This window comes from Salmonella sp. NW1250 (assembly GCF_051812965.1).
In the GTDB taxonomy this organism is placed as follows: Bacteria; Pseudomonadota; Gammaproteobacteria; order Enterobacterales; family Enterobacteriaceae; genus Salmonella; species Salmonella enterica.
Genome location: NZ_JAMNDD010000001.1, coordinates 17,760 through 30,054 on the forward strand (window position 1 = coordinate 17,760; position 12,295 = coordinate 30,054).

General features: G+C 51.5%; 15 protein-coding genes. 4 read left to right on the forward strand and 11 right to left on the reverse strand.

Translation table 11 applies throughout. The features are described 5' to 3' along the window. Positions 1-93: 93 nt before the first annotated feature. On the reverse strand, positions 94-1,014 hold the full coding sequence (locus tag NBA72_RS00105) for a Kdo(2)-lipid IV(A) acyltransferase (RefSeq protein ID WP_000163977.1): 921 nt from the start codon (positions 1,012-1,014) through the stop codon (positions 94-96). Between the two features lie 218 nt (positions 1,015-1,232). Here NBA72_RS00105 and trhO point away from each other — a divergent pair, with 218 nt between their 5' ends. Continuing rightward, complete coding sequence (gene trhO / locus NBA72_RS00110; protein ID WP_001144647.1) at positions 1,233-2,285, forward strand: oxygen-dependent tRNA uridine(34) hydroxylase TrhO; 1,053 nt, start codon at positions 1,233-1,235, stop codon at positions 2,283-2,285. Positions 2,286-2,336: 51 nt separating this feature from the next. On the opposite strand, the gene NBA72_RS00115 is transcribed toward trhO, so the two are convergent. The 10 genes from NBA72_RS00115 to mdtH all read right to left on the reverse strand — a co-directional run bounded on the left by NBA72_RS00115 (position 2,337) and on the right by mdtH (position 9,746). Then, positions 2,337-2,912 carry a YceI family protein gene (locus tag NBA72_RS00115; RefSeq protein WP_000739886.1) on the reverse strand — a complete coding sequence of 192 codons (576 nt, stop codon included), beginning with the start codon at positions 2,910-2,912 and terminating at the stop codon, positions 2,337-2,339. After that, positions 2,909-3,481: a cytochrome b gene (locus tag NBA72_RS00120; RefSeq protein ID WP_042949843.1), complete on the reverse strand. Its 573-nt coding sequence runs from the start codon at positions 3,479-3,481 to the stop codon at positions 2,909-2,911. Before NBA72_RS00120 ends, NBA72_RS00115 begins: the two co-directional genes overlap by 4 nt. Before the next feature lie 262 nt (positions 3,482-3,743). Continuing rightward, a complete protein-coding gene (locus NBA72_RS00125; RefSeq protein ID WP_042949844.1) occupies positions 3,744-3,857 on the reverse strand; it encodes a DUF2770 family protein in 114 nt (37 codons plus the stop codon). Between the two features lie 40 nt (positions 3,858-3,897). Beyond that, entirely contained in the window at positions 3,898-5,016 is a 1,119-nt protein-coding gene (gene solA, locus NBA72_RS00130; RefSeq protein WP_042949845.1) for an N-methyl-L-tryptophan oxidase, read from the reverse strand. A 112-nt stretch (positions 5,017-5,128) separates the two neighbouring features. Then, the gene (bssS, locus tag NBA72_RS00135; RefSeq protein WP_000414441.1) at positions 5,129-5,383 is read right to left on the reverse strand and encodes a biofilm formation regulator BssS; all 255 of its coding nucleotides are present in this window, start codon (positions 5,381-5,383) and stop codon (positions 5,129-5,131) included. A gap of 289 nt (positions 5,384-5,672) precedes the next feature. Continuing rightward, positions 5,673-5,918: a DNA damage-inducible protein I gene (gene dinI / locus NBA72_RS00140; RefSeq protein WP_001217763.1), complete on the reverse strand. Its 246-nt coding sequence runs from the start codon at positions 5,916-5,918 to the stop codon at positions 5,673-5,675. Between the two features lie 73 nt (positions 5,919-5,991). Beyond that, positions 5,992-7,038 (reverse strand): dihydroorotase, encoded by a 1,047-nt coding sequence (gene pyrC / locus NBA72_RS00145; protein ID WP_000126604.1) that lies wholly within the window; start codon positions 7,036-7,038, stop codon positions 5,992-5,994. A gap of 103 nt (positions 7,039-7,141) precedes the next feature. Continuing rightward, positions 7,142-7,702 (reverse strand): lipoprotein, encoded by a 561-nt coding sequence (locus NBA72_RS00150; RefSeq protein ID WP_000713054.1) that lies wholly within the window; start codon positions 7,700-7,702, stop codon positions 7,142-7,144. Between the two features lie 124 nt (positions 7,703-7,826). Continuing rightward, entirely contained in the window at positions 7,827-8,474 is a 648-nt protein-coding gene (gene grxB / locus NBA72_RS00155) for a glutaredoxin 2 (RefSeq protein WP_000780893.1), read from the reverse strand. 63 nt (positions 8,475-8,537) lie between these two features. Beyond that, complete coding sequence (gene mdtH, locus NBA72_RS00160) at positions 8,538-9,746, reverse strand: multidrug efflux MFS transporter MdtH (RefSeq protein WP_000092178.1); 1,209 nt, start codon at positions 9,744-9,746, stop codon at positions 8,538-8,540. 236 nt (positions 9,747-9,982) lie between these two features. Between mdtH and rimJ the strand changes: the two genes are divergently transcribed. From rimJ to NBA72_RS00175, 3 genes are read left to right on the forward strand one after another with little or no spacing between them, the layout of a single operon-like run. Further along, positions 9,983-10,567, forward strand: coding sequence for a ribosomal protein S5-alanine N-acetyltransferase (rimJ, locus tag NBA72_RS00165; RefSeq protein ID WP_000468204.1), 585 nt, complete (start codon positions 9,983-9,985; stop codon positions 10,565-10,567). 35 nt (positions 10,568-10,602) lie between these two features. Then, complete coding sequence (locus NBA72_RS00170; protein WP_000873045.1) at positions 10,603-11,250, forward strand: YceH family protein; 648 nt, start codon at positions 10,603-10,605, stop codon at positions 11,248-11,250. A 1-nt stretch (position 11,251) separates the two neighbouring features. Next, positions 11,252-12,175, forward strand: coding sequence for a Gfo/Idh/MocA family protein (locus tag NBA72_RS00175; RefSeq protein ID WP_001259728.1), 924 nt, complete (start codon positions 11,252-11,254; stop codon positions 12,173-12,175). Positions 12,176-12,295: the final 120 nt, after the last annotated feature.

Genomic DNA, 12,295 nt, shown 5'->3' on the forward strand with positions numbered 1-12,295 from the left:
TATAATTATGCGCCGACCTTACCAGCCTCGCAATGTGGGGAGCTTTTAAAGCTAAAAGAGGGGAAAAATTGCAGCCTGACGGCTGCAATCCTGTCAATAGCGCGACGGTACGCCTTCAGGGCGAGTTTTAAAGCGGCGATGCAGCCACATATATTGCTCTGGCGCCATCATAATGCACTGCTCAACAATCTTATTCATCCACGCGGCAGTCGCTTCTGCGCTCTCCAGCGGAGGCGAATATTCCGCAGGAAGAATGATCAGTTCGTAGCCTTTCCCATCGGGTTTACGGCGAGGCACGAAGGGGATAATACAGGCTTTAGACATGCGCGCGAGCATCCAGGTACCGGAGGTCGTGGCAGCCTGGTCGACAGCGAATAATGGTACAAAAACGCTGGCGCGCGGGCCGTAATCGTGATCCGGCGCATACCAGATCAATTCGCCGCTTTTCAATGCCTTAACCATGCCTTTCAGATCTTTGCGATCCAACATCGATTTATTGGAGCGTAAGCGTCCCCAGGTCTGTAACCAGTCGAGCAACGGATTATCATTCGGGCGATAAACTCCGATCCCCGGGTTATGCATACCAAACATGCGGGCGCCAAACTCAAGGGTAAGAAAATGTATTCCTACCAGAATGAACCCCAGCCCCTGCGCCTTAACTTCACGGATATGCTCCAGACCGCTCGCTTCCATCCAGCGGTTCACTCGCCGATCGGGCCAGAACCAGGCCATGCCGGTTTCCATCACGCCCATACCGACGGATTCAAAGTTTTTGACCACCATGGTGTGGCGTTCCTGCGCGGTCATTTCCGGAAAGCATAATTCAAGGTTGCGATAGGCGATTTTCGCGCGGCGTTTCATTACGCGTCGCGCCAGGTGGCCCAATGCGCAACCCAATTTATAGATGACCGGGTAGGGGAGTTGCACGACCAACCAAAGCGCGCCTATACCCAACCAGGTTAACCAATAGCGCGGGTGCAGCAAGGCCACGGAGAACTTAGGCAACTTCGTCATTTCTATCCTGTCTTCAACGAACAATTCCCCGTATTCTCGCATCTTTTTGCGTTGAGCAAAAATATGTAGCAGGAGAGTGGCGATTAAATCGACAATTGTTGTTAATTATTTAGTGTAAAGCAGGAAATGTAGCGCAAAATGTGTGGATGTAAATTGGCGAGACTTGCCTTATCATGCCTGCCCACTTTATTTTTTGCTGATTGCAGGATACGTACACCATGCCAGTGTTACACAACCGCATCTCTAATGACGAGCTGAAAGCCAAAATGCTGGCGGAAAGCGAGCCGCGTACGACAATTTCTTTTTATAAATATTTCACTATCGCCTCGCCGCAACAGACGCGGGACACGTTGTATCAGGTGTTTACGGCGTTGGACGTTTTTGGTCGCGTTTACCTGGCGCATGAAGGCATCAATGCGCAAATCAGCGTGCCGCAAAGCAAGCTCGAGACGTTTCGTCAACAGCTTTATACGTTCGACCCCGCGCTGGACGGGCTGCGTTTAAATATTGCGCTGGAGGATGACGGAAAGTCATTTTGGGTGCTGCGTATGAAAGTTCGCGACCGTATCGTTGCTGACGGTATTGATGATCCGAGTTTTGATGCCAGTAATGTCGGCGATTATCTGAAGGCGGCAGATGTGAATGTGATGCTGGACGATCCTGACGCGGTCTTTATTGATATGCGCAACCACTATGAGTATGAAGTTGGCCATTTCGAAAATGCTCTGGAAATCCCGGCGGATACGTTTCGTGAACAGTTGCCAAAAGCGGTTGAAATGCTGCGGGAACATGCAGATAAAAAGATAGTGATGTACTGTACCGGCGGTATTCGTTGTGAGAAAGCCAGCGCCTGGATGAAACACAACGGTTTCAATAAAGTCTGGCATATTGAGGGTGGCATCATTGAATACGCCCGTCGCGCGCGCGAGCAGGGGCTTCCCGTTCGCTTTATTGGCAAAAACTTTGTATTTGATGAGCGAATGGGCGAACGAATCTCGGATGAGGTTATCGCGCATTGCCATCAGTGCGGCGCGCCCTGCGATAGCCATACCAACTGCAAAAATGACGGTTGCCATCTGCTGTTTATCCAGTGTCCGCAGTGCGCCAGTAAATTTAACGGCTGCTGTAGTGAACAATGCTGTGAAGAGTTGGCCTTGCCGGAGGAAGAACAGCGCCGACGTCGTGCGGGTCGCGAGAACGGCAACAAAATTTTTAATAAATCGCGTGGTCGGCTTAATAGCAAACTGAGCATTCCCGATCCGGCTGAGTAATATTTTGCCGGATAGCCGCGTAAAGGCCGCTATCCGGCATTTCGCCAGGCGTTACTTCTGCTGAACGCCTTCTACTGAGATGATAAGCTCAACCTCTTGTGAGGCCGGGCCGAGATCGGTAGTTATATTGAAATCCTTCAGCTTAATTTTTCCTTCGGCCTCAAAGCCCGCGCGCTTACCGCCCCACGGATCGTCGCCCTGGCCCATCAGCTTCGCTTCCAGCGTCACCGGTTTAGTCACGCCATTGAGCGTCAGATTGCCGGTAATATCCAGTTCATCGCCCTCTTTTTTCACGCTGGTAGAGGTGAAGGTTGCCTGCGGGAATTTCGCAACATTAAGAAATTCCGCGCTACGCAGGTGTTTGTCACGTTCGGCATGGTTAGTGTCGACGCTATTGGTGTTAATGGTCACGTTCACTTTGTCGGCCGACGGATTTTTTTCGTCAAAAGTGAACGTGCCGTCGAAATCTTTAAAGGTGCCGTATAGCCAGCTGTAGCCCAGATGCTGGATGCGGAAATTGACGAACGCATGTTGGCCTTCTTTATCAATTTTATACTCCGCCGCCACGGCGGAACCGGTCGTGAATAACAAGGATGCGAGGGTGAATCCCAGCAGGTTTTTTTTCATTTTTGAGCTCCATAGTCAGATGACGACATTCCTGTCATACGTTTCAGTGTGTCGTCTTTATCGATGAAATGGTGTTTTAGCGCCATAACCCCATGCGAGAGCGAGATAATGACCAGCGACCAGGCAAACCACAGATGCAGCGTTCCGGCGATGTCAGCCTGCGCACCCGCGTCCGTAAGCGTGGCCGGAATCTCAAACCAGCCAAAGATGCTAATCGGTTTACCGTCGGCGGTGGAAATCAGGTAGCCGCTAATGATTATCGCAAAGAGCAGGAGATACAGGAGGAGATGATCCGCGGCGGCGCCTGCGCGCGTTAAACGGGAATAGCTGGTCAACGCAACGGGCGGCGGAGAATAAAGCCGCCAGATAATACGCACGATCAGCGCCATCATCAGTAACATGCCAATACTTTTATGTATTTCCGGTGCCTGGTGATACCAGCCGTCGTAATAACTGAGCGTGACCATCCATAAACCCAACGCAAACATGCCATAGACCACCAGGGCGGTCAGCCAGTGGAGCGCGGCGGAAACCACGCCATAACGCTGTGGAGTATTTTTAAATGGCATAAACACACCAATGAATATTTCACGAGAGAATGAAAATGGCGTGGAAAAGCGCCGAATGCAACCTATAAATAAGAATTTGAATGATATTTATTTTTATTTCAATAATTTTGATGTTGTTTGCGGTTCAGCTTCAGAAGTTTCGAGATATTTCACTCCTGTAACCGCGCAACGGCAGGAACTGGCATTATTGCCGTGCTTCAACGTTATGAAATAAAAAGTGAGGAATTTTCAGGAAGTGTCAGTTAACGTCAATGAAAAGCAATCAGAAGAAAAGGAGATAAACAATATCCATCACCGCCAGCAGCGACCAAAGAATAACGTAAAGCATGAAATGTTCGCGAATATTATTCATCAGAAAATGAAAGAGACGAGGCATAGCTTACCTTAATAAACAGCCCCTTTACGGGGCCGACAAATTATTGGCTAAAACGGGAAAGCCGGAACGGCGTCAGATCAAAGGAGGGCGTTTTTTCCAACGCAAAATCCGCAGCGATTTCTCCTAACACCGGGACGAATTTAAAACCATGTCCGCTGAGTCCAGTGATGACAAGCGTATTCTCATGGCCAGGCAGCATATCGATAATAAAATCCTCGTCCGGCGAATTATCATAGGTGCATGCCGCCCCATGTAAACAACCGCCGATACCCGGCAGTACGTTACGCAGGAAAGGAAATGCTTCTGCGCCATCGCTGGCAACGGCGGCAAAGGGCTTGCGCTCTTCCTGAGCTTGTATTCGCTGTCCGCCATTGTGTTTGCCGATTTTTAACTCGTCGTTCTCCGCCGGGAAACCGTAATATTGATCGCCGTTGGGCATTTCGCCGGTAAAGGCCGGAAAGCGGTTTTTAGTGCTGTAACGTCCATCCGCCTTAAACCAGGCAAAAACTTTACGTACAGGCTGAACGGGCAGCTCCGGTACCAGCGCTTTGACCCAGGTGCCCGCGCTAATCAGCGCCTTGCTGGCGTGGTAGCTGCCTTCACTCGTCTCTATCGTCACACCGTTATCATCATGGTGAATATGGCTTACCGGGCTGTTAAATAGCTGTGCGCAGCCAGCCTCTCGAGCCAGACGAAGCCATGTGGTAATGGCTAATTCGCTGCGCAGGAAACCGGAGTCAGCTTCAAACAGCCCGATATAATTATCGGGCACGCGAATTTCCGGCCAGCGCGTCATGAGGGCCGTCGCGTCCAGGCGCTCGACGTTCAATTGCCACTGTTGCGCGCTTCGTGCGACGTTGGCTAAGAAAGCGGAATCGGCCGGGCCGAGGTTGACGACGCCGGAGCGGACAAAAATAGGCTCTTCATTGTGTGTGGAGAGTTCATCCCAAAGCGCCTGGGCGCGAAGCACCAGCGGGACATATTTTTCGCCTTCACCATAAGCGTGGCGGATAAGACGGGTATCGCCGTGGTGGCTGCCCTGTTGATGAGGCGGCATATGCGCATCGGTCATCAGGACCTTTAGCCCGGCGCGGGTGGCGTAATAACCAGCGGCGGCGCCAACCGAACCGCTGCCGATAATAATAAGGTCGTATTTCATCAGCTTCTCTCTGCTATCGCGATGATTTCAGGGTAAATAACTGCGCTGAGATATACAAGCCAGAAATAAGTGAGGCACCTTACGGTGCCTGAGAGAGGGGGAGCGCGTCACGCTAATGGCGACGATACTCGTTTTCCTGGTAATCACCTGATTCTATTTTGGCGATGCCGGCTTCTAATATTGAAATAAATTGCCTGGCTACATCTGTCGTTAACCAGAGCGTTTGACCAACTTCAGTCCCTTCCGGTTCCGGACGATTTGGGGTCTGGTAGTGCAAACGCAGCATCAGCGCATCATAGCTATCGACGGTGCTGATGTCCCATCCTACAAGCGGATGGGTCTGAATGACTTCATTATTCTTTTCCATCATGCCCCCCTGGTACGTGTTATAAGACAACGGTTCTCGAGGTTCAATGCGTGTTTTTCTTCTGAAGCAACTTCAGTATACCAATTAATAAGGCTATTCACTGCGTTTTTAAAGAGACCGGAGGATAAATTTCTCTTTTTAAGAATTATATGAACAATAAAGCGGCAGTTCATTCATATTTTTTTAGGATGTTGTGCAATTATTTTGACGGTCAGGTGAAATATTCATCAGTTGCGCAAATAAAAAAGCCGGGGCGACCCGGCAAACATACATCACTGCATATCATTTTTTATTCATTGATGAACCAGTCATCAGCGCTCTCCCAGGTCTCCTGGAGAATCTCGCTAATGCGTTCTTTGTCCTCTTTTGATGCGCCAATGACGGACAAGTTGTTGGCGGTAGCGTAACGCACGGTGACGTTACCCAAGTTCTCAGGAAAATGATGGCTAATACGACGGGAGAGTTCGCCCGCCAGCGCATCAATCGCACCGGCAGGCAGAGGTGACGTTTTGGCTATAGTGACTTCAATACGCATAATGGCCCCCTGTTGAATATACTGGATATATATACAGTTAAATCCAATATATAGCAACAGGTAAGCGCATTTTTTATTTTTTTACTGACCAGCGTACTGTTTCACCCGCTAAAAAAGGCACCAGCGAATCATCAGCCAGCGCGATATTTTCCGGTACCTGTTGTTCATCGCGAACCAGTTCCACCCACCCCGTATTCACCGGCAGGCCATAGAATTGCGGGCCATTCAGTGAACAGAACGCTTCAAAGTGCGCCAGCGCGTTCATTTCCTCAAACACGGCGGCATAACTGCCAAGGGCGGAGGGGGCGTTGAAACAACCGGCGCAGCCGCAACTGGTCTCTTTACGATGACGTGAATGCGGCGCTGAATCCGTCCCCAGGAAGGCGCGCGTAAAACCACTGGCGACCAGTTCGCGTAACGCCTGCTGGTGAATATTGCGTTTCAGAATCGGCAGACAGTACAGGTGAGGACGAATGCCGCCGACCAGCATATCATTACGGTTAAACATTAAATGTTGAGGCGTAATGGTAGCCGCCAGGTAGTCGTTGCCGTCACGTACATACTGCGCGGCATCTTTGGTCGTGATGTGCTCAAAGACCACTTTAAGCGCGGTCAGACGCTGGCGTAGCGGTTCCATTACGGTGTCGATAAAACGCGCTTCGCGATCGAAGATATCAACCTCCGCATGGGTCACCTCACCGTGGACCAGCAATGGCATTCCGAGTTTTTCCATCCGCTCCAGTACCGGCATGATAGCGTCGACTGACGTTACGCCATGACTGGAGTTAGTGGTGGCATTGGCCGGGTAAAGCTTAGCCGCAGTAAACACGCCTTCATGGAAACCACGCTCCAGTTCATCGGCATCGAGCGAATCCGTTAAATAGCAGGTCATTAACGGCGTGAAATCATGCCCGGCGGGCACCGCATCGAGAATACGCTGGCGGTAGGCGATCGCTGCATCAACGGTCGTGATGGGGGACGCCAGGTTCGGCATCACGATAGCGCGACCATAAATTTCGCTGGTATAGGGTACGACCGTTTTTAACATGTCGCCATCGCGAAGGTGAACGTGCCAGTCGTCCGGGCGGCGGATCTTTAAAACCTGGGATGGTGCAGTCATTAATAAGCTCCGGCTGAGGAATAGTCTTTTTGCCGGAAACAAAGGATAAGCGGAAACGTTTTCGTTTGCACGTAAAAAAAGGGCGCGAGCGCGCCCTCCGATATCAATTGGTGAAAGGAATAACGATTTCACCAGGTTTAACTTCAATGCCTTTCGCGAGTTTCTTTGCTAACGCTTCGCCTTTACTGCTGTCCTCACGCAACACGTAAGCGGGCCGCTGGTTAAAGTAGCTACGTAAAGACTGATTTAAATAGGGCAGGAGCGTTTGTAGCACCGATTGCATTTTCTCCGGCGTCACGGTGGCGTCTACTACTTCCATTTCCTGAAGATAGATGGCGCCTTTTTCTTTATCAAAGACCGGCAGGGCTTTTAGCTTGAGTTTCATCGTCGCTTTTTGACTGCCAAACAGGGAATTCATATCCAGCCTGGCATCGCCAGTAAGGGTGACTTTATTAGGCTCTTCCCGACCAATCTGGCTGGCAAGGTTAGTCAATACGATATGCGCGTCGGCAATGCCGGGCAGACCAATATCTTTTGAGAAATTATTCCGTTTTTCAAGCGCTTGATTGATTTCTTGTTCGCTAATGGTGTATTGCGTAAGTTGATTACAACCCACTAACAGGCCGCTAACTACCAGCGCAGCGGCAAAAAAAAACTTTTTCATGGCGTTCCTTAGCATGTTGCCTGTGCCCTAATCTTGACACAAAGCAGCATGTCGCGCCAGCGGACATGGCGCCACTAGAAAAAGCTGAAAAAGGCGGCAAGAAAGGGTTGCCGCCTGGCGGGCGTTAGATAGCCATTGAGGAGAGTAAATTAATTTGCGTCTGCTTCGCCATATTATCGCGATAGTCCGCGACTTTTGTCGGCCAGTGGATACCGGCGACCAGCGTCAGATTACGCAGAAGCGGAAACAGATGAATATCATCTTCCGATAATTCACCGTTAACGGCGTTAGGCTGTACGATGAGTTTATCCAGCAAACGTAAATCATCGCCGATCTTTTTAATCAGTCCGGCAGAGTGCGCAAGATGGTTGTCAAAACTGCCAGATGAGGCTTCTTTTTTGCGGATAAAATACTGGCGCGCCGCAGGGGTAGAAAATTCATCGAAAGCGGATTTTGCAAATCGCGGCAGCAGTAGCTGATTAACGTAACCGTTAACTTTGCGCAACCACTCTTCAATGGCTGGATTGCGTTTCCCGGTTAACAGCGGTTTGCCGTCGAGGTTGTCGACATAATGTACAATATCCATACTTTCAGGAAGGTAGCGACTATCATCTTTTTGCAGGATGGGTACCATCTTTTGACCAATCATCCGGGTGGGCGTCGCCTCGTCGTCATTTTGTAACACGTTAAGTTCAACGGGGATGTTCTTCAGGCCGAAAATCATGCGGGCTTTAACGCAGAAAGGGCAATGATCGTAAATATAAAGCTTCACGTTTCTCCTCCATTTGACTGTCGGTATCTGACCAGTATGGAGGAGATAGCGACAGGTATCAAATCAGGCGCCGGGTTCCAGCATCCGGCGCGGCGTGCGTTTATGACTAAATTGCCAGCCTAAAGCCAAAAAGGTGATGAAGCCGATAATACCGAGCATCATCCACGGTAGTTCAGGCTGCGCAAGCGCTTTCCCCATATCAAACAACCAGCCGCCGCCGATATAACCAATCGCGCCGCCAATGGCTAATCCCAGACGGCTAAAGCCCATATAGCTTCCCCGCGCCCTCGCGTCCGCGAGCGACGCGCTGAGCGTTTCGCGCGCCGGTTCGGCGATAACCGAGCCGATGTAGAAAGCGCAAATAAGCGTAAAAAGCTGCTGTAAATTGCCCACCATCCCGATGGGGAGCATGCTCAGCGACATGACGAGCAAACCGGCCATCAGCCGATGCTCCAGCCGAAAACGCTTTTCGCTCCAGCGGGCAATCGGGTAGAGCAACGTCAGCGAGAGACACGCCTCTATAGCGTACATCCATTTCACGGCAGCAGGCGAACCGGCGATATCGTTTACCATAATCGGCAGCATTAACATGACCTGTACCGCCAGCATATAGTAGCCCGCCAGCGTCAGCACGTAGGTGACAAACCTTTTATCGCTCATGACGCGGCGCATTCCTTCACGCACCGGCGTTCTGACCGTTGATAGCTTCCAGGCCGGAAGCAGCCATGCGTTGAAAAGGGCGCATAATATGAACAAAATAGCGCCCGTCGCGCAGACCAGGCGAAAATCGTATTGTAGCAACCAGCTTCCCAGCAGCGCGCCAATCACCGCGCCCGCGCTGTCCTGCATCATCAACAGAGAGAAGAAGCGGCCCCGTTGCTCCGGACGAATTAATTTGACCACCAGCGCTGAGCGCGGCGGGTCGAAAAGCGTACCGCCGAGACCGGAAAGAAAGCAGGAAAACCACAAGAGCCAGGGCTCATGCGCGATACCCATGGTGGCAAAGCCGGCGGCGCGCATCAGCATACCGGTGACAATCATCGGTTTCGCGCCAAAGCGATCGGCGATGGCGCCGCCAAAAATGCCCAGACCTTGTTGAATAAACTGGCGCAGGCCGAGCGCGATCCCTACCATTACGGCAGCCCACCCCATTTGATCGACAAAGCGAATAGAGATGAGCGGGAAGACGACGAAAAAACCCAGCACCACCAACATGTTATCGATGAGAAGAAAATATTTACCCAGGTTCCTCGCCTGCGAGACGCGCGACATTTCCCCTCCCGGGAAATAAAAGATGAGCGTCTTCTATTTTGCGGCGGCGTTTCGTTTTTTCCTACCGTTAGCGGGACAATATTTTTTTATCAAAAGTCCTTTTTAATCGAGAGTTTTCATCAAAATGTGGCAGCAATTCAAAAAATGACGATTTGCGCTTTTCACAGAGCCTGGTTGCGCAGGTATAGTAATGTTACTGGCGTGCTGAAGACGTTACAGGAAGGAGTAGGTATAGAATGTTTGGCTATCGTAGTAACGTGCCAAAAGTGCGCTTAACCACCGATCGTCTGGTGGTACGTTTAGTGCATGAGCGTGATGCCTGGCGTCTGGCCGATTATTACGCGGAAAATCGTCATTTTTTAAAACCCTGGGAACCGGTCCGTGATGAAAGTCATTGTTATCCTTCAGGATGGCAGGCGCGTCTGGGAATGATCGGTGAATTTCACAAACAGGGCTCCGCCTTCTATTTCGCGCTACTTGATCCGGAAGAAAAAGAAATTATCGGCGTGGCGAATTTTTCCAATGTGGTGCGCGGTTCTTTTCATGCCTGTTATCTGGGCTATTCCATTGCGCAGAAGTGGCAGGGGCAAGGGCTGATGTTTGAAGCCTTAACCGCTGCGATTCGCTATATGCAGCGCACTCAGCATATCCACCGTATCATGGCGAACTATATGCCGCACAACAAACGTAGCGGCGCGTTGCTGGCGCGGCTTGGCTTTGAAAAAGAAGGCTATGCGAAAGATTACCTGTTGATTGATGGACAATGGCGCGACCATGTCCTGACGGCGTTAACCACGCCGTTATGGACGCCGGGGCGTTGAGCGGCTTACGGAATGAGAGGCAAAGGGAGAAAACGATGAAATATGAATTAACCGCCACTGAAGCGCGAGTGATTGGCTGTCTGCTGGAAAAGCAGGTGACAACGCCGGAACAGTATCCGCTTTCCGTCAACGGGGTGGTGACAGCCTGTAATCAGAAAACCAACCGTGAACCGGTGATGAACCTGACGGAACAAGAGGTACAAGAACAGCTCGATAACCTGGTGAAACGCCACTTTTTGCGTACGGTCAGCGGGTTTGGCAATCGCGTCACCAAATATGAACAGCGTTTCTGTAATTCCGAATTTGGCGATCTGAAACTTAGCGCGGCGGAAGTGGCGCTCGTCACTACGCTGCTGCTGCGCGGCGCGCAAACGCCCGGCGAGTTGCGTAGTCGGGCGTCGCGGATGCATGAATTCAGCGATATGGCGGAAGTTGAATCCACGCTGGAACGGCTTGCCAGTCGTGAGGACGGCCCGTATGTCGTCCGTCTGGCGCGTGAACCGGGTAAGCGCGAAAGCCGTTATATGCATCTTTTTTGCGGCGACGTCGATGAACTGTCTCTCCAGACGTCTGCGCCGGAAAGTGCGTTGGGCGATCTTCAGTCGCGCGTCGAAGCGCTGGAAAGCGAAGTGGCGGAGTTAAAGCAGCGGCTGGATTCTTTGTTAGCTCACCTGGGAGAGTAATGTGAGAACATTACGGATTGGCATTGTCGGATTAGGCGGTATTGCGCAGAAGGCCTGGCTGCCGGTATTAACCAACACCGCCGGATGGACATTACAGGGCGCCTGGTCTCCTTCGCGGGATAAAGCCTTACGTATCTGCGAAAGCTGGCGCATACCGTATGTGGATTCGCTGGCGAATTTAGCGTCCGGCTGCGATGCGGTCTTCGTCCACTCCAGTACCGCAAGCCATTATGCCGTGGTCAGCGAACTTCTCAATGCCGGCGTCCATGTTTGCGTAGATAAACCGCTGGCGGAAAATCTACGTGATGCCGAACGGCTGGTGGCGCTGGCGGCGCAAAAAAAATTGACGCTGATGGTTGGCTTTAATCGCCGTTTCGCGCCGCTGTACCGCGAACTGAAGACGCGCCTCGGCACTGCGGCGTCACTGCGTATGGATAAACATCGTACCGATAGCGTCGGGCCGCACGACTTACGTTTTACTTTGCTCGATGACTATCTGCATGTTGTGGATACCGCTCTGTGGCTGGCGGGCGGCGAGGCGCGCCTTGCCAGCGGCACGTTGCTCACCAGCGAGTCCGGCGAAATGTGCTATGCGGAACATCATTTTTCCGCCGACAAACTACAAATTACCACCAGTATGCACCGGCGCGCCGGAAGTCAGCGTGAATCGGTCCAGGCCGTCACCGACGGCGGGCTGTATGACGTGACGGATATGCGTGAATGGCGCGAAGAGCGCGGGCAGGGTATTCTCATCAAACCCATTCCGGGTTGGCAAACGACGCTTGAACAGCGTGGTTTTGTCGGATGCGCGCGGCATTTCATTGACTGCGTACAAAATCAGACGGTTCCGGAAACGGCGGGGGAGCAGGCGATTTTGGCCCAGCGCGTCGTGGAGGCGCTGTGGCGGGACGCCATCAGCGAATAATTCTCTGTAACATCTGGCGGTAGTAATTCATCGTAATCCAGGTACTATACGCTCAATAATTCGAGTTGCAGAAAAGCTAACGCACATGCAGCTCGAAGTATGGCGGGTATATATGCCCAC

What these genes read in the sequence shown, in the direction of transcription:
- mdtH (WP_000092178.1), bottom strand. Translation starts at nt 9,746, where the DNA reads ATGTCGCGCGTCTCGCAGGCGAGGAACCTGGGTAAATATTTTCTTCTC.
- dinI (WP_001217763.1), bottom strand. Translation starts at nt 5,918, where the DNA reads ATGCGTATTGAAGTCACTATAGCCAAAACGTCACCTCTGCCTGCCGGT.
- pyrC (WP_000126604.1), bottom strand. Translation starts at nt 7,038, where the DNA reads ATGACTGCACCATCCCAGGTTTTAAAGATCCGCCGCCCGGACGACTGG.
- NBA72_RS00150 (WP_000713054.1), bottom strand. Translation starts at nt 7,702, where the DNA reads ATGAAAAAGTTTTTTTTTGCCGCTGCGCTGGTAGTTAGCGGCCTGTTA.
- NBA72_RS00115 (WP_000739886.1), bottom strand. Translation starts at nt 2,912, where the DNA reads ATGAAAAAAAACCTGCTGGGATTCACCCTCGCATCCTTGTTATTCACG.
- NBA72_RS00170 (WP_000873045.1), top strand. Translation starts at nt 10,603, where the DNA reads ATGAAATATGAATTAACCGCCACTGAAGCGCGAGTGATTGGCTGTCTG.
- solA (WP_042949845.1), bottom strand. Translation starts at nt 5,016, where the DNA reads ATGAAATACGACCTTATTATTATCGGCAGCGGTTCGGTTGGCGCCGCC.
- bssS (WP_000414441.1), bottom strand. Translation starts at nt 5,383, where the DNA reads ATGGAAAAGAATAATGAAGTCATTCAGACCCATCCGCTTGTAGGATGG.
- NBA72_RS00120 (WP_042949843.1), bottom strand. Translation starts at nt 3,481, where the DNA reads ATGCCATTTAAAAATACTCCACAGCGTTATGGCGTGGTTTCCGCCGCG.
- NBA72_RS00105 (WP_000163977.1), bottom strand. Translation starts at nt 1,014, where the DNA reads ATGACGAAGTTGCCTAAGTTCTCCGTGGCCTTGCTGCACCCGCGCTAT.
- trhO (WP_001144647.1), top strand. Translation starts at nt 1,233, where the DNA reads ATGCCAGTGTTACACAACCGCATCTCTAATGACGAGCTGAAAGCCAAA.
- rimJ (WP_000468204.1), top strand. Translation starts at nt 9,983, where the DNA reads ATGTTTGGCTATCGTAGTAACGTGCCAAAAGTGCGCTTAACCACCGAT.
- NBA72_RS00125 (WP_042949844.1), bottom strand. Translation starts at nt 3,857, where the DNA reads ATGCCTCGTCTCTTTCATTTTCTGATGAATAATATTCGCGAACATTTC.